Source organism: Neokomagataea anthophila (assembly GCF_018122595.1).
In the GTDB taxonomy this organism is placed as follows: domain Bacteria; phylum Pseudomonadota; class Alphaproteobacteria; order Acetobacterales; family Acetobacteraceae; genus Gluconobacter; species Gluconobacter anthophilus.
This window is the reverse complement of the sequence record NZ_JAGRQH010000011.1, coordinates 1-21,369: the sequence shown is the minus strand read 5'-3', so window position 1 is coordinate 21,369 and position 21,369 is coordinate 1. Positions and strand designations below refer to the sequence as shown.

Genomic DNA, 21,369 nt, shown 5'->3' with positions numbered 1-21,369 from the left:
AATCAACATTCTGGGACGTTGACGGCGAGGCCGCCGAGAGATGTTTCTTTGTAGCGGTGGTTCATGTCTCGGCCGGTTTCCGCCATGGTGCGGATGACATGATCGAGCGAGACGTGGTGTGCGCCGTCCCCATGCATGGCGAGGGACGCTGCATTAATGGCTTTTATGGCGCCGAAAGCATTGCGTTCAATGCACGGGATTTGCACTAAGCCTGCGATGGGGTCACAGGTCATGCCGAGGTGATGCTCCATACCGATTTCGGCAGCATTTTCGACTTGTTGTGGGTTTGCGCCTAGTGCGGCGGCGAGGCCTGCTGCGGCCATAGAGGAGGCAACGCCAACTTCACCTTGGCAGCCAACTTCTGCACCAGAGATGGAGGCATTGAGTTTGAAAAGGCCGCCAATGGCCGCAGCGGTGAGGAGAAAGTGCCGTAGGCCGTCTTGTGATGCTTGGGGGCAATGGTCCCGATAATAGCGCAAAACGGCAGGAATAACGCCTGCGGCACCATTGGTTGGTGCAGTTACGACGCGGCTGCCTGCGGCATTTTCCTCATTCACAGCAATGGCGTAGAGGCTTACCCAATCCATGATTTCATGGGCTGGCTTTTGGTTTTGGAACGTGGTTGCTTGCAGCCGCTCATGCAATGCGGCGGCGCGGCGTTTGACTTTGAGGCGGCCGGGTAGGGTGCCGGTTTGGGTCAGGCCGCGATTGATGCAGGCCATCATGACGTCAATGATGCGGTCAAGGTAAGCGGTAATTTCAGCCTTGGGGCGCAGCACTTCTTCATTGGTCATAACAACGTCTGCGATGGAGAGATTGCTCTCTTGTGTGCGGTTGAGGAGTTCGACGCCGCTGGTGAAGTCGAGTGGCATGTCCGGCAAGGTGTATGTTGCGCCTTCAGTATGGTCTTCTGGCACAATAAAGCCACCGCCGACGGAGCAGAAGCGAGATTTTAAGAGGGTATCTCCCGTGATGGAGAGGGCGCTAAATTGTAGCGTATTCGGATGAACGGGGGGCGTGGTGGTGGTATCAAGGATGATATCGTGTTCGGGGTCAAAGGCGATGTGTTGCCCGTTAAGAGTGAGGTGTTTCTGATCGCGCAGGGTGTCGAGGATGGCTGGAGCATCATCAGGATTGATGGTTTCAGGGCTTTCTCCCCAAAGGCCGAGCATAATGGCTGTGTCTGTTGCGTGGCCTTTAGCGGTCCATGCGAGTGAACCGTATAGGGTGACTTGAATACGGTGGATGGGCTGTTCGGTGGGGAGATGCGCGATGAAACGCCGTGCCGCACGCATTGGGCCGACGGTGTGGGATGATGACGGGCCAATCCCGATTTTAAAAAGGTCGAACAGGCTGATCATGGTGCTTTGCGCAGGCTCCGGTGGTGAGGCTTAGGGGGAGGGAGATCGAATTTACATTAAGGCCATAACGGTGGGTGCACCGGACAGGGCTTCTTCATTAACGCAGGTGACGCGTTCTTGCAGTAGCCATTCTGGGCGGACGCTGTCGAGCGGATAAAGCGGTACGATCCGCCCTTCACGTGCGGTCAATGTTGCAGCAGCATCTTGCGCGGTTGTGCTGCCGCGCTCGAAGATCATGGCGTCACATTCGGGGAGTGCGCCGGGATCTACACGCTGGATCTGGTCTGCAAGGCTTTGGGGCAGGCGTTGCATCCATTCAAGTGCTGTTTTGGGGGCGAGGACGAGGGCTGTATTGCCAGTACCAAGTGCCATGCCGACGGCACGCAAGAGGGCAGGCCAGCTTTCACCCGCGCAGAGGATCGTGCCGCATGGGATAAGGGTGAGGGTGCGGGTTTCACCAATGGCAGCGGGTAGGGTGAGCGAACTGCCGAGGAGGTTATGAGCAATGTCTTGGCGGATTGTCCGGGCAGAAACAGCATCTCTGCTTTCTAGGAAGGCAACGAGATTAGCGGCAATCCGTGAGATATGACCGGGGTTCATATCTGTAGGGCTAAAATGTGGGAAGTGAAGGGCGGGAATGTTGGCTTGCAGTTGGCGTAGGGCTAATGGGCCGCCCAGCTTGGCACCACAGCCGGATAGGCCGTACCCGCCGAAGGGCGGTGCGTGGACGCTTGTGCCGGAGGTGAGTGTGTTCACGCTCAGATTACCAGCTTGTGCCCGGGTGAGGACGCGATGGATGGTATTGGGGATGCGCGAATGAACGCCGAAGCTTAATCCATAGCCGGTGGCATTGACGGCATCAATGACGCCTTCCAGTTCATTGCGGTGGAAGCGGCGGATATGCAGGACGGGGCCGAAGACCTCTCTGGGGATATCAGCCACGCGGCCAATGTCGATCAAGGTTGGGGCGAGGTAGCTGCCGGGGTGGTGCCCTGCATTGCGGTCAGGCTCTTTGAGGGGGGCTGTCCAGACTTTACGCCCAGCGCGCCGCATTTGATCAATATGTGCGAGGGTTTCGGTACGGGCTTCAGCACTGATCATGGGGCCAATATCGGTGGAAATCCGGGTTGGATCTCCAAGATTCAAGGTGCTGAGCGCGCCGCGTAATAAGGTTAGGACTTTATCGGCATTATCGTCTTGTAGAAGAAGGATGCGGACGGCGCCGCAGTTTTGGCCGCTATCGGTGAAGGACAGGCGGATGATGTCATGCACGACTTGGCCGGGTTGAGCAGAGCTATCCGCAAGAAGAGCATTTTGGCCACCACTGCGTGCGATGAGGGATACAGGGGCGCCGGTGCGGCCCGTGCGCTGTGCAATGAGGCGCGAAATGGCTTTGCTTACCGGTGTTGATCCTGTGAATAAAACACCATCAATGCGGTGGTCACTGACGAGTTCTTCTCCCACGTGCTCATTGCCGGGGAGGAAGAACAACACCGTTTTGGGGATTCCGGCACCATGGAGATGCTGGATGGCTGCTTCTGCTGTGAAAGGCGCTGCTGCGGCTGGTTTGGCGAGGACACTGTTTCCGGCAGCTAAAGCAAACGCAATCTGGCGCATGAGGGCAGCGAAAGGGCTGCTCCATGGGCTGATACAAGCAATGAGTCCGAGCGGAGTTGCGGTGAGGCTGCTGTTTTCGGCATCTTGAGCTGCTTGATAAAGAGCTGTGACCCCGTCGCGTAATTCACTCAGTGCGGATGGAAAGGTTTTGCCGGTTTCACGAATGATGAAGCTGAGAAGGGGAACGTAGTCTGTCTCTATTGCAGCGGCGGCATTGCGTAAGAGTGTTGCACGGTGCGCGGCGGGGTGATGGCGCCAATGGGGGAGGTGCTCTTCTGCTGTGGAGAGCGCCTGCAAGAGTGCTTCGCCATCCGTTTCAAGGACATCGCCAATGGCATCTTGGCGGGCTGCGGGGTTGCAGATACGTCGTCCAAAGTGAGGAGGGTGGCGCTCTGGTGTATGTTCCACGATGAGAGGGTGAATGAAGGGCAGAGTGTCGGGCGCTGTGGTTGTAAGGGCCTGATGCAGTGCCTGCTGATCTGCGGGGTCTGAGAGGTCTAGCTCAAAAAGTGGCGGGAGAAGGGTGGGATCGGTGCTGTCGGGGAGGTGGTCCGTATAGGGATGCTGTGCTCTGAGGGTTTCAGCGGCGGTGACAGGATTTGCCGTTAAAGCTTCGATGACGTCGTCTGTAGTGTGGGTTTTGCTGGAGAGTAGCGGGCTTGGTCCGTCACTTTCGCGCAGTTGTTTGACGAGGGCAGGGAGCACAGTGCTGGCAGGCCCGATGGGAGCATGCAGACGGCATGGCGGAGTGTCTTTGCCATTGGACGAAAGGAGTGTTTCCGCCAATGGTTGGGCGAGGCCGTGGAGGCATTCAAACTCAAAATCACCACGTTTTGCCTGAGGAGCAAGGGCTTGAATATGTGCGACGAGGCGTGGGTTATGTGTGGCGAAATGTGGGTAAGTGCAGTCTAGGTTATTCAGCAGAGCCTGAGTGCAGGCAAGGTAGCTGAGATTTGTGTGGCAACTGCGTGAGAAAAGTGGTGTGGGGGCGAGAGTATCCTCTCGGTTATGTTCGGCGCGCCATGCTGCTCCGCGCGTGAGGCGGATGATGAGGCGTCGGCCTGTGGAGCGTCCAAGTGCAATGAGATGTTGGGTAATTGCGAGGGCGCGGCGGTCATGTGCTTGAACGGTCATGCCGAGGCCGTCCCAACCTTCGAGTTCGCGCTGGGCACAAAGGGCGGTGAGTAGGTCTAAGCAAAGGTCAATCTCACGGCTATGTTCTACCGTTAAAATGAGAGCGAGATCGAGTTGACGGGTTCGTTCGGCCAAGCGTGACAGAGTTGGGAGAAACTCCGTCATGATGTGTTCATGGCGTATGCTGGAGAAGTGTGGACAAAGCAGCGCTGGGCGCAGGGTGAGGCTAGGGCGCTCGGAGCGGCCGCCTACCATGCCTGCGTGGCGGCTACAGGCTTCTAATAAAGCTTCAAATTGATGCAGGGCCTTATGGGCTTGGGTTGTGTCGAGGGCAGCGGGTGAACAGAGGTCAAAGGTATGGTTGAAGCCGCGCTTTCGTGTGGATTGAGCGTTACGGAGGGCTTCGTTCGGTGTGGTGCCGAGGGTGACTTGTTCTGCGGCGGCCCGGAGCGTTTTTTCCAGGCCATGCCGAATGAGAGGGGCAGAGGTTTGTAGGGTGAGGCGACGCAAGCTTAGGGCGCTGCCTTTGCGCAGTAGGCTGGCCAGAGAGAGGCCGCGGGTGAGCATAGAGACTAAAGTAGGTGCATTGGTTTTGGCAGTGGGCGTTGCCCATTCCAAATGGCGCACTTGTGCATCAATGAGGGCTTCCCGTGTGGCGTGATCGGGGATGCGTAAAAAGGCTTCGGCGAGAGCCAGTAAAGCGCGGCCATGCGCGCTGGATGGAGGAAAAGCGTCTAGGAGGGTGCCAATGGCGCTGCGTGGGGCGGCTTGTAGGATTGTGGCGAGGTGTTCAGCTTGTGTGTTGATAACAGCGTCTTGCTCGGGTGTTGTGATCACTAAGGACAAAAGCTCAGTAATGCAGGCAAATTCGCTGGTATGGCGCATGGCATCGACCGCTGTGCGGGATGGCATAGCTGGCATACGACCTGTTTGGGGCAGCATGTCCAAGAAGGGGGATGCAAGGGCCGGGACCGTCAGTGGTGAGGTCATGGTGCGATCCAGTTTCGGCATGCTGGGCGGTGTATGGCCCATCAGGTGAATGACAAGGTGTGAGTTCACGCTCTAGCGCAGGAGGGCAGCTAATTCATCCCCCTGAATGCGATGTTTTTTGAGGATGTGATCTTATGGTCAAAGAAGGGGGAGTGTCTGGCAGAAGAAGAGTGTTTCTTCCCGTAGAATTTCAGTTTAGCATCAGAAAATATTGTTTTCATTTTTTGTGGGCCGCTTGAGCGGTGATGCAGATAGCATACGCTGCATGAGTAAGGCGTATAAGGAAGTTTTTATGTCTTTGATGTCATTTCGGCGGTTGGGTGTTTTGATGGCGAGCGCTTCTATGCTCCATCTAGGGGTAAGCTACGCTCAGACGGCGCCATCCAAAGCGGTTTCAGATGTTGAACAAAAAGCACCACCAGCTTGGTTGGACCAAATTGATGGTGCGCAGGCGATGGATTGGGTCCGGACTCAAAACCAAAAGACGCTGAATACGCTTGGTCAAAAGCCGTTATTTAAGTCTTTTTATGATGCATCTTTGAAATTGCTGCAAACGCATGACCGTTTGGCTATGCCTGAGCAAATTGACGGCATGATTTATAATTTCTGGCGGGATGCTACGCATCAGCGTGGTATTTTACGCCGGACGACGGTTGCTGATTATGCATCAGAATCTCCGAACTGGGTGACGGTTCTGGATTTGGATGCACTGGCAACAGCAGAGCAAAAAAACTGGGTTTATCATGGTCTGTCATGCTTGGACCTGCACCAAAGTCGTTGCTTGCTTGCACTGTCTGATGGTGGTGAAGATGCGGAGACGTTGAGAGAGTTTGATCTTTCAACCGGCAAGTTTGTCCCGAATGGCTTTACGCTGCCGCATGCGAAGCTGGTTGCGGATTGGTTAGACCGTGATACGCTTTTGGTCAGCTATCCGTGGACGGATAAAGACGTTACGAAATCATCTTACCCTTATATTGTAAAAGCTTTGAAGCGCGGGAAAAAGCTTTCTTCTGCCGTTACGGTATTCTCGGGTAAGCCGTCAGATGTGTCTGTGGACCCTGTGGTTTTGCATGACGGAAAGGGCAATCAGGTTGCGTTGATCCGTGAAGGGATTGATGCATTTTCGGCACGTTTTTACCATTATGTGAATGGCCGTATTGTGGCGTTGGATCTGCCTGAACGGGCGGAAGTGACGGGCCTTTTGGGGCATAAATTGGTTGTGCGGTTGGATCAAGATTGGGATACGCACGGTCCCAATTTCATGGCGGGTTCGGTCATTTTGGTGGATCTGGACCGCCATGTTGTGCCGCAATTATTGATTCAGCCAGAGGCAAAACAGGTCATTGAAAGTGCTGTGGTGAGCCACGGTCATGTTTTGGTGTCTTTGTACGATAACGTGCGTGGACAGCTTTTGGTCTTCACTCCGTCAGGGGATACGTTCACGCGTACTCAATTGCCTTTACCGAAGAATGTATCGATTGATTTGGTGAGTGCTGATCATGCGAGCCCGTTGGCTTATGCACAGTCGGCAGGGTTTTTGACGCCGCCAACGATCTGGTCGATTGATACAGATACGGCGACGGTTAATGCTGTGCATACTCTACCAGCACAATTTGATGCGTCTTCCATGGCGGTAGATCAGTATCAGGCACGCTCCACTGATGGGACAGATGTGCCGTATTTTGTCGTGCATGGAAAAGATATGCCGCAGAATAATGCGAACCCGACGCTGCTTTATGCTTATGGTGGCTTTGAAGTGCCACTCTTTCCGTCTTATTCCGCAGGGCTTGGCGTGAATTGGTTAAGCCATGGTGGCGTATATGTGCTGGCCAATATTCGTGGGGGTGGTGAGTTTGGTCCCGCTTGGCATGAGGCAGGCTTGAAGACGCGCCGTCAGCATATTTATGATGATTTTGCCGCTGTCGCGCATGACTTGGCGGCGCGGCATATTACGTCTCCGCAACACTTGGCTATTCGCGGTGGCTCGAATGGTGGGTTGTTGATGGGCGTTGAGTTCACGCAGCATCCAGATTTCTGGAAAGCTGTGGATATTGAAGTGCCGCTGTTGGACATGATGAATTATGAGCATATGTCTGCGGGTGCATCATGGGTTGGGGAGTATGGCACGGTGTCTATTCCTGAACAGAGGGATTTCTTGCGTAAAATCTCACCGCTGCAAAACTTGAAGGCGGGAACGCAATATCCAGTACCGTTTATTGAAACGACAACGAAAGATGATCGTGTTGGACCGGTTCATGCACGACGCTTTGCTTGGCGTATGAGCGAATTGAACCTGCCATATTATTACTGGGAGCAAGTGGCGGGTGGTCATGGTTTTGGTGCCAGCCAGCCAGAAATTGCTCAGACGCAGGCGCTGAGCTGGACGTATCTGTGGTCTAGCCTTGGTGGTGTGACACGATAAGCCGCTTGAATTTAAGTTAGGGTTCTGAAACGCAGCGGGGCAAAACTCGCTGCGTTTTTTTGTGTAATGCGTGTGTGTGGGACTATTTTAGTGGCAACCGCCGCTTTTACCACTGCACCCAGTGCAGCCACCACATGAACCCGGTCGTTTCGCTGTTGTGCTATGAGGGGGCGTGCGGCCGAGAGCAGCGTAGACGGGTTTACGGATGCTGGGGAACAGGCGCATGGTCCAGTACAGGGCTGCGGCGAGTACAAGCAGGGTTGCGATTAGTGTCTCGATCATCACGCAATGTCCTTATGCCGGGTTATTGCATCTTGAGAGTTATATAGTGCGTGAGGAACGCTCCCAAATAGGCGAGGCCGAATAAATAAGCGGCGGCCCCTAGGACGACTTTGAGGGAACGTGTTTCACGCCGCATGACGGCTAATGTTGAGATGCATTGTGGAGCGTATACATACCATGCCAAGAGCGCAAAAGCTGTGGCCATGGACCATTGGCTGGAGAGGATGGGTAGGAGTTTGTCGCCTGCATCGTCACCTGTGGCGCCGATGGCGTACACGGTTGCAAGCGAACTGATGGCGACTTCTCTTGCGGCAAGGCCGGGAATGAGAGCGACGCAAATTTGCCAGTTAAAACCAAGAGGGGCGAAGAGGGGCTGCATTAAATGCCCGATGCGCCCCGCGATGCTGTAGTCGATGGCTGCCCCGTTTGCATGTGCAGGTGGGAATGGGAAGCTGGAAAGCCCCCAGAGTAGGACGTTGAGTGAGACAATGATGGTGCCGACGCGTGAAAGGAACATTACGGCGCGTTGCCATAGGCCGAGAGCCACGCTGCGTAAAAGCGGACGGCGGTAGGGTGGCAACTCAAGGAGCAGGGGGTGCTCTTGAGACGCAACGCCACGTGTCATGATTCGTGCGGCGATAATACCGCTGATGATTGCGGCCGCATAAAGCCCGAAGAGTACGAGGCCTTGTAGGTTCATGATACCCCAGACGGCGCGATGGGGAACAAAGGCACCGATGAGGAGTGTGTAGACCGGCAAGCGTGCAGAGCAGGTCATAAGGGGGGCGATGAGGATCGTTACCAAGCGGTCCCGTGGGTTTTGGATCGTGCGTGCGGCCATAATGCCGGGGATGGCACATGCAAAACTGGAGAGGAGGGGGATGAAAGAGCGCCCGCTGAGGCCTGCCATAGCCATGACGCGGTCTAGTAAGAAGGCTGCGCGAGGGAGATACCCAGATTCTTCGAGTGTGATGATCCAGAGGAATAAAATAAGGATTTGCGGTAGGAAGACGACGACTGTTCCCGCCCCTGCGATGACACCATCTGCCAAGAGGCTGTGCAGCATACCATCAGGAAGGGGGGTGAGGGCCCATGCGCCGAAGTCGTTTAAGCCGCTACCCAGAGCGTCCATGATGGGTTGAGCCCATGCAAAGACGGTTTGGAACATAATGAATAAGATGATGAGCAGGATGAGTGGCCCGAGGACGGGGTGTAGTGTCCAGCGGTCCAGTCGGTCCGTGAAGCGTTCACGCGGGGCGGTGGGTTGTTGCACATAATGGGAGAGTAGGCGGCGGACCTCGGCGTGGAGGTCCGTGCCTTCTGGTAATGGGGGTGGTGCTGGGACGGGTTGGTCCAGCGTGGTGAGGAGTTGCGCGATGCCTTGCTTATGGAGGCTGATGACCGGGATAACGGGCATGCCGAGATCAGCGGACAGGCCCTCTGTATCGATAGTGAGGCCAATTTTCTCAGCTTCATCCATCATGTTCATGGCGACGATGACGGGAACGCCAATCTGCTTGAGTTCTAGAAGGAACCGGAGGTGGAGGCGCAGGTTGGAGGCTGAGACAACGCCGATGAGCACTTCTGGCTGTGCTTCGGCTGGGTGGCGGCCGAGACAGATATCACGCGTAATATCTTCATCGGGGCTGGTGGAGGAGAGGCTGTAGGCACCGGGCAGGTCCAACACCCGGATAGGCGTATTCTGTGGCGTTGTGAAGAAACCGACCTTCCGCTCAACTGTAACCCCGGCGTAGTTGCCGACTTTTTGTCGGCTTCCTGTCAGTTGATTGAACAGGGAGGTTTTGCCGCAATTAGGGTTGCCGGCAAGGGCGATGTTACGGGGGGCAGAGGTGGACATAAGAATTTATTTGGGGTCCTGCAGGTGAATGCGGGCAGCTTCGCTATGGCGTAGAGCAAAGCGTGATGTTCCAAGGCGGACGGCAATCGGTTCACGCCCGAAAGGTCCTGTAGCAATGGTTTGCACGCGCTCACCTGGCACAAAGCCGACTTCGCCCAGACGCAAAGCAATCGTGTCAGCATCTGTCATATGTGAGACGCTGGTGATGATGGCTTCATGGCCCTTGGGCAGTGTGGCGAGCGTATGCACGATGATGTCCGGCCCCTTTGGGTGTTGGCTCTATAATTTCTCTTTCTAGATAGGGCGCTCATAGGGGATCGAAAAGGAAAAAATGCGACTAAATTGCATTTACAGATATGATGTCATGCAAGGTGATAGAGAAAATCAGCGCCGAATGATGAAGGTGGCGCTGATTATTCGGTTTTTTAGAACCAGTTACGTAGACCGAAGGTAAAGCGTAGGGCAGACCGTATATCATTACGGTTATCTGGGAAGTGCCGTGCTTGGCCTAAGGGTGTATTATAAGTCATGGCGAGGTATGGCGCGAATTTTCGCCAGTGCTCATATCTTAGGCGAATGCCGGTATCGATTTCTGATAAGCCGGAGCCGACACCGCGTGCGGGGTCTGGGCGTGTATAGGCATTGAGCTCTACTTGCGGTTGGAGAATCAACCGGTTGGTGAGCAGAATATCATATGACCCTTCGAGGCGGGCTGCGGCGCCGCCATTGCCACCAACATAGCCCATAGCACCGAGCTCGAATTGATAAAGCGCGAGGCCTTCTACGCCAAACGCTGCCCATGCGCGGGTGGGGCCGCTATCGAGGTCAATGCGCGTGCCTCCTTGGAGGTTCCAATAGGTAGAAATAGCACGACTATAGAGGATTTCGTGTTGCCCATCGGAAAGTTGGCCCTTGGATAGGGTGCCTTCAGAGCGGAGCCAGAGGCGGTTGTAATCAGAGCCAAACCACATTTCACCATCCCAGCGGAAGTCTGTGCCTTGGGGGGCGTAACGCCCTTCGAGTTGGTTGAAGATGCCGTGGAACCATGTGGCTTGGTCCATCATGACGGGGCTCATGCCGGGCATAGAGGTTGGTGCGTTGTCCGTTGGAGCATCTGCTGCGTGATGAATGGTGATGATTTGAGCGTGGGCGGACCGTGGGAGGGCGAGTATGCTCAGCGCTCCGAAGGTGAGTGCGGGGATGATGTGTTTCATGCTCATGCGACGCTCACTGTCCGAAACATGCCGAGATCCATGTGGTAGAGCAGGTGGCAGTGGAAGGCCCACATGCCGGGTTCATCTGCGGTCATGAGAAAACTCATTGTGCCGCCGGGTTGTGAGATGATCGTGTGTTTTCGAGGGGTGTACGCACCGTGCCCGTTTTCGAGTTCGCTCCAGAAGCCATGGAGGTGGATGGGGTGTTCCATCATGGTGTCATTGATGAGGGTAAAGCGCACGCGTTCATTCAGGCGCAGGCGAATGGGACCGGATTCCGAGAATTTTCGGCCGTTAAAGCCCCAGATATAGCGCTCCATATTGCCTGTGAGGTGCAGAATAATTTCCCGTGAAGGGGGGCGTGGATCAGGGGACGGTGTCGTCGCGCGGAGGTCTTTATAGGTCAGTACGCGCCGGTTGGTATTGGAAAGGCCGTCTCCGGGGTCACCGAGGCGATCAATGGGGTGTGTGGCAATATTTTGGTTTTCGACATTCAGGGGCGGTGGGCCGGGATCATCAATTTCTAATTGGGTTGATGTTTGGGGCATGGTGCCCATGTGGCTCATATCCATACCGTGCATTGTCATGTGATTCATGGTCATGCCCGCCATGGGCATATCATGTTTCATAGTGGGCATGTGGTGGTCATGCATATCCATGCCGGGCATAGCCATTTCAGCCATCATGTGGTGTGTATGCGGCATATTCATACCCGGCATATTGGCCATGTTCATATGGTCCATCGCCATGCCTGCCATCATGTGATGGGTTGAGGACGGTTGAGCTGTTCCGGTTTTATTGGGTTTTGTAGAAGGCATAGAAGTCATGTCTTTTCCGTGCATGTTCATGCCCGGCATGTCCTTCATGTCCATATCGTTCATATCCATACCCATATCGACCATGGTGCGGACGGGGCGCGGGTCCATGGGGGGAATGGCTGAGCGGAGTCCGGTGCGGGGGGTCAGTGTGCCTAGAGCGTATCCGGTACGATCTTCGCTTTGGGCAAAGAGTGTGTACGGGCGGTTTTCGCGGGGTTGGACGATAACGTCATAGGTTTCCGCCACGCCGATGCGGAATTCATCAATGGGTACGGGTTCAACCGGGTTTCCATCGGCTGCCACCACGGTCATTTCAAGGCCGGGAATGCGGACGTCAAAGAGGGTCATGGTGGCGCTGTTGATGAAGCGCAGGCGTATGCGTTCTCCGGCACGAAACAGACCTTCCCATCCGGTATGGGGAGCAATGGCATTCATCGTGTAGGTATAGATAATGCCCGATACGTCTGAGATGTCGGTGGCAGACATGTTCATGCCGGACCACATTAAGCGGCTTTTTAAGGCGGGAACGAGGCCGCCATCATGTTTGGATTGTGCGGGAAGAGAGGCTGTGCTGCGCTGCCGGAAGTTGTAATAATCGTCCTGCATTTTGAGGTTGCTGACAATTTCGGCGGGGGAGACATCGGTCCACTCACCCAGCATGATGATGTAATCCCGGTCACATGGGTTGGGCTCTGGAGTGGCAGGGTCAATGACGATAGCCCCGATGAGGCCTTGTGCTTCCTGCATGTTGGAATGGCTGTGGTACCAATAGGTGCCGCTTTGTTTGATAGGGAATTGGTATGTGAAGGATTCCCCTGGGGCGATACCGTGAAAGCTGAGGCCGGGTACGCCATCCATGCGGGCCGGTACGCGCAGACCATGCCAGTGAATTGAGGTTTCTTCCGTCAGGCTATTGCTGACGGTGATGGTAATATTTTCACCTTCTTTAAAGCGTAGGATAGGGCCGGGCACAGAGTTATTAGCCGTTGGAGCATTGAGGGTTTTCCCGTCAATGGTAACGGTTTTACGTCCTACGGTGAGGTGCCAGTTCTTCTGTGTTGTGGGTGGGATTTGCCCAGTTTGGGTGTCTGGTGCCGCCAGAAGGCGTGTTGGTGCGAGGGCCGTAAGGCCGCTGATAGCGCTGATAGACGCCAGAAAACCACGCCGTGTTGGCGGTGTGGTGAGGTGATTGGTCATGATACAAAACCGTATGAAAGAGCAAAAGGAGCCCGTTTTGCTTGTGGCTACGCTGAGGCAAGAGGCTAAGTTTTTTCAGACGGTTTGTGTGCGGGGCGGGGGCAGGTCAGGCCGTGCAGCATTGCCGGTGGGAACGGCTTGTGTTGAGTGAAGCGTTTGGTGCTGTGCGAAGAAAAGCCCAGTTGCTAAAGCTGTGACTGGGAGAACCGCTGTGCTGGTATCGCAGGCAGTGTGGGCACAGTTGCCGCAATGGCCACCGGGTGTATGCGGTGTTTGGGCATGAGGGGATGTGTCCCGCATGGCGTGCGTTGAGCAGCATTCCTGCATGGTACCCATAGTGTGCATGGGCATCATGGCCGATGATGTGGCGTGGTGTGCCATGTGCGGGGCAGCATAGCTGGGGGTGACCGCGAACAGCATCAACACCGCCTGAAGCAGGCAGAGGAACAGTCGGAACCGTTCAGATGTTGTACGGAAACGCAGCATAATCTGGGATATGATCCTTTAAATCGGATGAGACCTTATGAAACGCCATTGCGAATGGTTCTCATCGTACCGATAGTTATACGATAATAACATTTACACGGTAATGAAAGAGGAGAGTGTCGTATGTCGGGAGCTGTGAAGGCGGAGGTGTATTCCGTCACGTTGCCGATTGCGGGCATGAGTTGCGTTGCCTGTGCGACACGGATTGAAAAACTCTTGAATCGTGTGGAGGGGATAGAGGCGACGGTGAGTTTTGCGGCTCAGCGTGCTTCTGTATCGGTGGAAGGGCCTGAATTGGTGACGCAGGCCGTGGCTGTGGTGCGTAAAGCGGGATTCGAGGTGCCGCAGCAAGAGCTGGATTACGCGATTACCGGGATGAGCTGTGCCGCATGTGCCGCGCGGATTGAGAAGGTTTTGAACCGCCGTGAGGGGGTTGAGGCCGTGGTTAATTTTGCAGCGGAGCGTGTGCATATTCGTTTCACGCCGGGCTTGTCCTCTCCAGAGCAACTGAAGACAGTGATTGTTAAGGCTGGGTTCGGTGCTACGACATTTGTGGCAGGAGATGAGCATGCGACCATACGGCGCGAGGATGAATGGCGCCGGGAGCTGCGACGCTTCGGGGTGATGAGTGTGGTGGCCTTGCCGCTGATTATATCCATGTTGGGTATGGTGGTGACGGGACGCATGGTTGTGCCGGTCATGGTGCAGTTGGTGAGTGCGGTTTTGGTGGTGTGCTGTGCGTTTCCGTTATTTCGGCGGGCGTATCAGGCGGTGCGTGCGGCATCACCGAATATGGATGTTTTGGTGGCGTTGGGCTCAGGGGTTGCACTGGCTTATAGCCTTGCTGTGGTGGGGTTTGACCTCAAGACGCCCGTGTATTTTGAAGCAAGCGGCATGATTTTGGTGCTGATTTCGTTTGGAAAGCTCTTGGAGTTTCGGGCGAAGCAGCGGACATCAGCAGGACTAGAAAGCTTACTAAAATTACAGCCGAGCATTGCGCATGTGGAGCGTGATGGGCAGGTGGTGGCCTGTGCCGTGGCCGATCTCCTCGTTGGGGATGTGTTCATGGTGCGGCCGGGAGAGCATGTGCCTGTGGATGGCACGGTTCTGGATGGGGCTTCGGATGTGAACGAAGCCATGCTGACGGGTGAAAGTATGCCCGTACATAAGGTTATCGGTGCCGATGTGAGCGCCGGGACGTTGAATGGGCATGGCGTTTTGCGTGTGCGGGCAACTAGTGTGGGCGCAGACACAGCCTTGGCGCGCATTGTAACCATGGTGGAACATGCTCAGGGATCACGTGCGCCGGTACAACGGGTGGCGGATAGAGTGTCTGCTGTGTTTGTACCGGTGGTTCTCGGCTTGGCGCTTGTGACATGGGTTGTGAATGTCATCATGACGCAGAGTTGGGTGGCTGGCTTGATCGCGGCTGTATCGGTTTTGGTGATTGCGTGCCCCTGTGCTTTGGGTTTGGCGACACCTGCGGCCATTATGGTGGGTACGGGACGTGGGGCGCATCACGGTATCATTTTCCGCTCGGCAGAGGCTTTGGAGCGCGCTGGGCGCTTGACGCATATTGTTTTTGACAAGACGGGTACGTTGACTGAAGGGCGTCCCGATGTGGTTGGGGTGTATCCGGCCTCACATGTTACAAAAGAGCAGCTATTGGCTGTCGCGGCGTCTTTAGAGGAAGGGTCTGAGCACCCTTTAGCGCGGGCGATTGTGGCAGCAGCGTCAGGTCTGACGCGGAATGCTGTGGCAGATTTTCAGGCGGTGCCGGGGCGTGGTGTGCATGGCGTTCTTCAAGGAGAGAAAGCGCTTCTTGGTACGGAAGCATTTTTGCGTGATCATGGGGTGACGTTTGGCGATGTGATGTCTGGGTTTGACATGCATCTTGAGGAAGCACGCGGCCGTACGGTGGTTTTGGTGGCGCATGCTGGTGTTATGTTGGGGGCCATTGCATTAGCCGATACGGTGCGACCCGATGCGCTTTCAGCATTGGCTGCGCTGAAGGCGCATGGTGTGCGTTTGTCTATGTTGACGGGTGATAATGCGCGCGTGGCAGCGCTTGTTGGGCAGTCATTAGGGCTGGATGACGTGCAGGCAGACTTGTTGCCAGAGCAAAAGGCTCAGATTTTGGCTGATTATCAGGCTGGTGGTGCCTGTGTGGGGATGGTGGGGGATGGGGTCAATGATGCCCCGGCTTTAGCGACGGCGGATGTCGGTTTTGCTTTGGGCGCTGGGTCTGCTGTGGCAGGGGAAACAGCAGGTATTGTGCTTACGCGCAATACGTTGCGCTCTGTAGTGGATGCGATGCTCTTATCTCGGGCAACGTTACGTAAGATACGTCAGAACTTGTTTTTTGCCTTTGTGTATAATGTTTTAGGCATCCCGTTAGCGGCATTGGGCCTGTTAAGCCCGGTTTTGGCTGCGACCGCGATGGCGCTCAGTTCGGTTTCTGTGATTACGAATGCGTTGCTCTTGAATCGTTGGCACCCAATGCGAGGGCAGTGAGGCGCGTTTGGCTGAATGTAAATAACTCTTGGGCGCCCTCTTCCCATAACCCTAGTGGTTCGTTGGAGCCTATATGGCCGCGTGGTCCTGCGCTTTTGAGGTCAGAGCCCCAATGTTGAGCGAGGTCTGTTGCCCGTTCGTAGCTTAGCCATGGGTCGTTCTCACTGGCGATGATCGTGGTTGGAACGGCGAGGGGGCCGCTGGGCAATGGGGCAAAAGAGTGGATACGGAAGCTGTCTGGGGTTTGCGCTTGTTCCGTGTCTGCTGGTGCTACTAAAAAAGCGCCCGCGACTAAGGGTGGTGTGGTGCGGGTATGGTTTCGTTGTAACCAACGTGCGCACAGAATAGCCCCTAAACTATGGCCAATGAGCAGGATGGGTTTATCCGCGCGTTCAGGGGCGTTGATAGCGTGTGCGAGGGATTCATCCCATTTCGTGGGCGTTGGGGTGTTCCAGTCTTCTTGTGACAGTCGGTCTAGTGTGAAGGCATGGGACCACTCACTTTGCCAGTGCAAAGGGCCTGAGCCAAAGAGGCCCGGGACGAGTAGAAGGTTAAAGCGCTGTTTCAGCGCAGAAAACTGGCGTTGAAGCGCTGTACGACCATGAAATTCCAAGGATGGCGTTACGGAAGAAAAGGGTGGTGCCCCATTCTGTGGTGTTGCGATTCTTGTCATGGGTTTTCGCTTTCTTATTAACCACGAAACAATTCACAGTTAATAAGAAACAACGAAAAATGAAAGTTTTATTTTTATTCCACTTTAAGTGTGGATTAAGAAAGGCCGTCAAAGAGTGGCGTGGAGAGGTAGCGTTCCGCAAAAGAGGGAGCGATGACCACGATAGTTTTCCCTCGGTTAGCGGGCTGTTTTGCCAGTTCGATGCCTGCATGGAGTGCCGCGCCGGAAGAAATCCCAATGGGGATGCCTTCTACTGCGGCGCAAAGCCGGGCAGTTGCTAAGGAATCATGCTCTGACACTTCGATAATGCTATCCATGGCGCGAAGGTCGAGGGTTTCTGGCTGGAAGCCGGGACCGATTCCCTGAATGCCGTGTGGGCCGGGTTCATCGCCATGAAGAACGGCGCTTTCGCGTGGCTCAACGCCATGAATCTTGATGGATTTCTTATGCTTGCGTAAGCCGTGAGCAATGCCTGAAGCTGTACCCCCGGTGCCGAGACCTGCGATGACGATATCGACGTTGCCTTGAGTATCTGTCCAGATCTCTTGGGCTGTTGTGATTTCGTGTACGGACGGATTGGCATCATTTTCGAACTGTGCAGGCATCCATGCATCCGGCAAGGTTTCGAGCAGTTCGTGAGCGCGGCTAATGGCACCCGCCATACCTTCCTGAGCGGGGGTTAGTTCGGTTTCACCACCGATAAGGCGGATCATTTTGCGCCGTTCGGTGGAGGCATTTTCGGGCATTGTCACGATCAGACGGTACCCGAGGGCTACGGCGGCAAAGGCAAGAGAAATCCCGGTATTGCCGGAGGTTGGCTCAATGAGAATGGTCCGCCCCGGTGTGATGAGGCCGCGCTCTTCAGCGTCACGCAGCATAGCCACGCCAATACGGTCTTTGACCGAACCTAGAGGGTTGAAGAATTCCAGCTTGATCAGCAGGCGTGCATGGAGGCCTTCTCGATCTGTTAAGCGCGGGAGTGCGACGAGTGGTGTGCCGCCCACGGTCTCGAGGAATGAGTTGTAAACGCGGCCACGAGGCGCTGCGTAGCACTCAAATGGAGCTGGGGGAGCGAGCGGAGCGGTGGGTGACGGAGCCTTTTTCTTCATGGTGCTATGATACCATAAAAAACGGTGTGAAGGGCAGAAGAATGACAAAAACAAAAAATAACGACATAAAAAAGTTGTTATAATTAATAACGATATTTTGAATATAATTATTGACTCAACTGAATTGATGCGTATTTTTCTCAGTCGTTATTGACCCCCAAGAGAGGCGCGGGCTGTGGCTATCCGAATGTGTAGGCGATGTTTGAGCGGCGTTATGCCGAGGGACTGGATATATTTCTTATAATAGCCCGGTGAGAATGATGGCTGGGCACGATGACTGAATGGTACGATCATGCTTGGTTCAACAATTATTGAAAATAATGGTGTTTTTCTTGGAGTGGCCATTTTGATTAGCCAGTCAGGGCTGCGCCGTTTTTATGCTGCGCATGAAAGTGTGCGGTCACTGCATAATGAGACTGTGGATGACTTGGCAACGCTGCGGAAGCGGGTTCTGCCTTTAGCGCGCCGTGGTGCTGTTCAGGCGTAATTCATATGTGAGTACGGGAACATTTTGTGGCCTGAGACTGGAGAATGTCATAAAAGCCGTTTTATGGCGGATTCTACATATTCTTCAGTTTCAGGTCTTGGCTTCACGCGGACGATTGATGAGCAATTGGAGCGTGCAGTGTTGCGTTGCCGCTCACGCGGGGCGCGGTTAACAGATGCGCGCCGGCTGGTGCTGGGGCTTATTCTTTCTGCTGATCGCCCGATTGGGGCTTATGATATATTGGCCCAATTGCGCCCCGTTCAGCCAAACGCTGCCCCCCCGACGGTGTATCGTGCGCTGGATTTCCTGTTGGAACAGGGTCTTATTCATAAATTAGAGCGTTTAGCTGCTTTTGTTGGGTGTACGCATGCGATGCTGTGTGATGATGGTTGTCATCATCATGATGCGTGGGGCGTGCACCGTGCTCAGTTTTTGATTTGTCATAGCTGCGGTAAGGCATGGGAGTTGGAACAAGAAAAAATTGTTCCTGTATTGATGGCGGCGGCTCAGCAAGTTGGGTTTGCAGCAGAAACGGCAACCATTGAAATTGAAGGCGTGTGTTCTGCATGCCGTGCAGCCTGATGTGATCGGTGGCGACCGGATGGGTTATAAGCAATTATCGGGTATTTGCTTTGTACGGCTAAGAGTGTCGATATAATATTCTCGCAGAAACCGTACTTCGTCTCATTGAGGCTTGGGGGCGAAATGCAGTCGACTGTGATGCAAGACCTTAACTTGTATTCAGGGCGTTGGTGGTGGATATAATGTCATCGTGACCTTGTGGAGATTTTAAGATGTTTAATCGTACATGTGTAGTGGCTGCAACGTTGTGTTTGGCTCTGGCGGGTTGTGCTGAAACCCCGATGGGGCCGACCGTACAAGTTTATCCTGCGCCGGGGAAAAATTACCAAACATTCCTGCAAGAGCAGCAATTCTGTAAGACGCAGGCAGAGAATGCTGTTGCTGGACAAGCATCGCATGAAAACCAGCGTGCTCTTTTAGGTGCCGTTGCAACAACAGCATTGGGCACAGGACTGGGCGCGGCACTGGGTGGCGGTACGGGGGCAGGTATCGGTGCAGCTTCTGGTGCGCTGGGTTCAGGTCTGGGCGGTGGGTTGTACTCGCGTGATCAGCAAGGTGGCATTCAGTCCCAGTACAACAATGCTTTTGCACAGTGTATGTTAACGTATCGGAATGTAATCCCGGGTTATAATAACCCTGCAACAGAGCGGAGTGTTACGGTTATTACGCGTGAGCGTGAGACGCACCGTAGTTCAGTGACGCGTCATGGGGTGTCTAATACGACAACAGAGAAGACGGCTGTAACGACGGCACCCATGAATTTGGATTAAAATTATATCTTTTAGGTTTATTAAATGAAATAATAATTGAGAGTATTGTTTGTATAAAAATACTCTCAATTATTTTTATTATTATCGACACATAATGTGTTATAATATTATCTTTTTTATTCGGTTGATATTTTGGCGTTTGTTGCTTCTATAAAATTACTCGGTGATCTAAAGGCTGGGTTGAGAAATGGCATTCCAAAAAGTGATTGCCTCATGAGTGGAATAGCTTTTTCTGAATGTGTATGGATTTCGAGGCGCCCACCGTTGATATCCCAGTTTTGTAGGGGGGATAGAGGGTGGCTTTTTGAGATATCGGGTTCTGGGATGTTGGTATCAGGAACAGCATGCAGCCGTTTACTTATGTCGCGCGTGTCAATTTGTAAGTCTACGTTTGAGACTGCGACGTCATCTACTACACCTAATATTTGAATTAAACTAAAAGCAGATTGATTTTTTATTAAATCAGGAATTTCTTTAAATGTCTTTTCAGGTATTCCTGATAATGTTGCATGTAGACCCCATGTAAATCCATTGTATAAACCCCCGTTACTTGTTAATATTATGTTTCCATTATGGAATTTGTATGATAATTTTGCATTACCTTTTAAGGTAGTGTACCCAATGGACAATAAAGTATTTTTGCTTTGAGGTGATATGATAGGACATGTGGTGGTATTTGTGAATGAGCATTCAATACCAGAAGCATTAATTGTCATATTTGATGGTAGTGTTTTACCAATATTTGCATTTCTAATTGAAATTTTGGCAATTTTCAGTTTTTCGTCTATGTCGTTGTTGTAGTCGTCTGTGAACGTGACATCATGTAAAGTCACGCTACCCCACGGAGTTGCTGAGACAGAAGCGTATTGGATATTGGAGGATAGCCCACTATTAGCCAATAGGCTGTGAATTTTTTGATCAGCTATACGACTGGCCTCGTGTGAAGCGCCCCAATAAGCGATGGCACCGATGATGACCGTTGCGGCAGCACCAATTTTGAGAGTTTTTCCGTATCGCTCTAAGAATTTGCGGCGTTGTTCAGGGTTGGAGAGTGTTTTTTGTGCTTCTTGTGCGACTGAACTCCCCTGTTTGTAAACAGAACTTGCTATGGAATTGATTTGAGCACTTTTTTCTTTGCCGATATCAGAAAGGCGATTCGCCTGCTCTGCCCAATTGATGTCAGGTTTGTCAGTTTTTGAAGACGGATTTGATATATTATTTGTTAGGCCGGATGATAAAAGTAATGAAGAGTTCGCCGCGCTTTTTGGTGGCGAGGAGGGGCTTTTAGGGGGCGTTGTCATGGCGTGTGGCCTTATTCGGGAGAAGACGACGTATTATTGCTATGATGCTCACGTTGCCATGCCAATTCATCGCGGATCATGAAAATAACCAAGGTCAGTTCGCAGGAAATACGTGTCAGTATAACACCAATAACGGTCACGATTGAGCCGACGATGAGGCCAAGAAATAAGCCGCCGATGCCGGCGAGGGTGGTGGAGTGGCCTGTTAATTCTGCGGAGGCAATCATACTGGTTATGATGGTAGAGAGTGTTGCAAAGCCACTAAGGCAACAAAGTACCACACCTATATAAAATAAAATCTTAATAATTGTAGGTGTGATAAGATTTTCAAAAGAAAATATAGAGCGCATTGTAGTATTCCTTTTTTGGGGTTTTTCTTTTTAATGAGTATTTGCGATATTTTTTTGCAAGTACTCAGTGAGTGATTGCACGTTATTTGCGTCCTCACAAGAGGGCATAGTGCATTTATGAAGGTTTGTTACTGTCATTTCGGCGTCAGGAAAATCGCCCTTTGTAGAAATACTAACATGACCGTAAACAATATACCAAGTATC

Annotated in this window: 17 protein-coding genes; 5 read left to right on the top strand and 12 right to left on the bottom strand. The window is 53.4% G+C overall.

All coding sequences use genetic code 11. The features are described 5' to 3' along the window. Positions 1 to 2: 2 nt before the first annotated feature. Together KB213_RS11225 and KB213_RS11220 are read right to left on the bottom strand one after the other, a co-directional pair. On the bottom strand, positions 3 to 1,361 hold the full coding sequence (locus tag KB213_RS11225; RefSeq protein WP_211683181.1) for an L-serine ammonia-lyase: 1,359 nt from the start codon (positions 1,359 to 1,361) through the stop codon (positions 3 to 5). A 51-nt stretch (positions 1,362 to 1,412) separates the two neighbouring features. Beyond that, a complete protein-coding gene (locus KB213_RS11220) occupies positions 1,413 to 5,171 on the bottom strand; it encodes a proline dehydrogenase family protein (RefSeq protein WP_346266711.1) in 3,759 nt (1,252 codons plus the stop codon). A 223-nt stretch (positions 5,172 to 5,394) separates the two neighbouring features. Here KB213_RS11220 and KB213_RS11215 point away from each other — a divergent pair, with 223 nt between their 5' ends. Beyond that, positions 5,395 to 7,524 carry a prolyl oligopeptidase family serine peptidase gene (locus tag KB213_RS11215; protein ID WP_249110533.1) on the top strand — a complete coding sequence of 710 codons (2,130 nt, stop codon included), beginning with the start codon at positions 5,395 to 5,397 and terminating at the stop codon, positions 7,522 to 7,524. Positions 7,525 to 7,611: 87 nt separating this feature from the next. On the opposite strand, the gene KB213_RS11210 is transcribed toward KB213_RS11215, so the two are convergent. The 6 genes from KB213_RS11210 to KB213_RS11185 all read right to left on the bottom strand — a co-directional run bounded on the left by KB213_RS11210 (position 7,612) and on the right by KB213_RS11185 (position 13,379). Then, on the bottom strand, positions 7,612 to 7,806 hold the full coding sequence (locus KB213_RS11210) for a hypothetical protein (RefSeq protein WP_211683179.1): 195 nt from the start codon (positions 7,804 to 7,806) through the stop codon (positions 7,612 to 7,614). A gap of 22 nt (positions 7,807 to 7,828) precedes the next feature. Next, positions 7,829 to 9,664 carry a ferrous iron transporter B gene (feoB, locus tag KB213_RS11205; RefSeq protein WP_211683177.1) on the bottom strand — a complete coding sequence of 612 codons (1,836 nt, stop codon included), beginning with the start codon at positions 9,662 to 9,664 and terminating at the stop codon, positions 7,829 to 7,831. A 6-nt stretch (positions 9,665 to 9,670) separates the two neighbouring features. Continuing rightward, positions 9,671 to 9,913: a FeoA family protein gene (locus KB213_RS11200; protein WP_211683176.1), complete on the bottom strand. Its 243-nt coding sequence runs from the start codon at positions 9,911 to 9,913 to the stop codon at positions 9,671 to 9,673. Positions 9,914 to 10,089: 176 nt separating this feature from the next. Further along, positions 10,090 to 10,878: a copper resistance protein B gene (locus KB213_RS11195; RefSeq protein ID WP_211683200.1), complete on the bottom strand. Its 789-nt coding sequence runs from the start codon at positions 10,876 to 10,878 to the stop codon at positions 10,090 to 10,092. Positions 10,879 to 10,880: 2 nt separating this feature from the next. Next, the gene (locus tag KB213_RS11190; protein WP_211683174.1) at positions 10,881 to 12,893 is read right to left on the bottom strand and encodes a copper resistance system multicopper oxidase; all 2,013 of its coding nucleotides are present in this window, start codon (positions 12,891 to 12,893) and stop codon (positions 10,881 to 10,883) included. A 75-nt stretch (positions 12,894 to 12,968) separates the two neighbouring features. Then, entirely contained in the window at positions 12,969 to 13,379 is a 411-nt protein-coding gene (locus tag KB213_RS11185) for a hypothetical protein (protein WP_211683172.1), read from the bottom strand. A gap of 123 nt (positions 13,380 to 13,502) precedes the next feature. Between KB213_RS11185 and KB213_RS11180 the strand changes: the two genes are divergently transcribed. Beyond that, complete coding sequence (locus tag KB213_RS11180; protein ID WP_211683170.1) at positions 13,503 to 15,893, top strand: heavy metal translocating P-type ATPase; 2,391 nt, start codon at positions 13,503 to 13,505, stop codon at positions 15,891 to 15,893. On the opposite strand, the gene KB213_RS11175 is transcribed toward KB213_RS11180, so the two are convergent. Both KB213_RS11175 and cysK read right to left on the bottom strand, forming a co-directional pair. Beyond that, positions 15,844 to 16,566, bottom strand: a complete 723-nt coding sequence (locus KB213_RS11175; protein ID WP_211683168.1) for an RBBP9/YdeN family alpha/beta hydrolase — start codon at positions 16,564 to 16,566, stop codon at positions 15,844 to 15,846. The genes KB213_RS11180 and KB213_RS11175 overlap by 50 nt on opposite strands. Positions 16,567 to 16,661: 95 nt before the next feature. Continuing rightward, positions 16,662 to 17,675, bottom strand: a complete 1,014-nt coding sequence (gene cysK / locus KB213_RS11170) for a cysteine synthase A (protein WP_211683166.1) — start codon at positions 17,673 to 17,675, stop codon at positions 16,662 to 16,664. A 292-nt stretch (positions 17,676 to 17,967) separates the two neighbouring features. Between cysK and KB213_RS11165 the strand changes: the two genes are divergently transcribed. The 3 genes from KB213_RS11165 (at position 17,968) to KB213_RS11155 (ending at position 19,514) form a co-directional block, all read left to right on the top strand. After that, on the top strand, positions 17,968 to 18,162 hold the full coding sequence (locus KB213_RS11165; RefSeq protein ID WP_211683164.1) for a hypothetical protein: 195 nt from the start codon (positions 17,968 to 17,970) through the stop codon (positions 18,160 to 18,162). A gap of 63 nt (positions 18,163 to 18,225) precedes the next feature. Further along, positions 18,226 to 18,744: a Fur family transcriptional regulator gene (locus tag KB213_RS11160; protein ID WP_211683162.1), complete on the top strand. Its 519-nt coding sequence runs from the start codon at positions 18,226 to 18,228 to the stop codon at positions 18,742 to 18,744. Positions 18,745 to 18,956: 212 nt separating this feature from the next. Beyond that, positions 18,957 to 19,514, top strand: a complete 558-nt coding sequence (locus KB213_RS11155; RefSeq protein WP_249110532.1) for a glycine zipper family protein — start codon at positions 18,957 to 18,959, stop codon at positions 19,512 to 19,514. Positions 19,515 to 19,630: 116 nt separating this feature from the next. Here the strand turns inward: KB213_RS11155 and KB213_RS11150 are convergent, their stop codons facing one another. Then, complete coding sequence (locus tag KB213_RS11150) at positions 19,631 to 20,815, bottom strand: hypothetical protein (RefSeq protein WP_211683160.1); 1,185 nt, start codon at positions 20,813 to 20,815, stop codon at positions 19,631 to 19,633. A gap of 11 nt (positions 20,816 to 20,826) precedes the next feature. Beyond that, on the bottom strand, positions 20,827 to 21,165 hold the full coding sequence (locus KB213_RS11145; protein WP_211683158.1) for a DUF4282 domain-containing protein: 339 nt from the start codon (positions 21,163 to 21,165) through the stop codon (positions 20,827 to 20,829). Positions 21,166 to 21,369 lie beyond the last annotated feature (204 nt).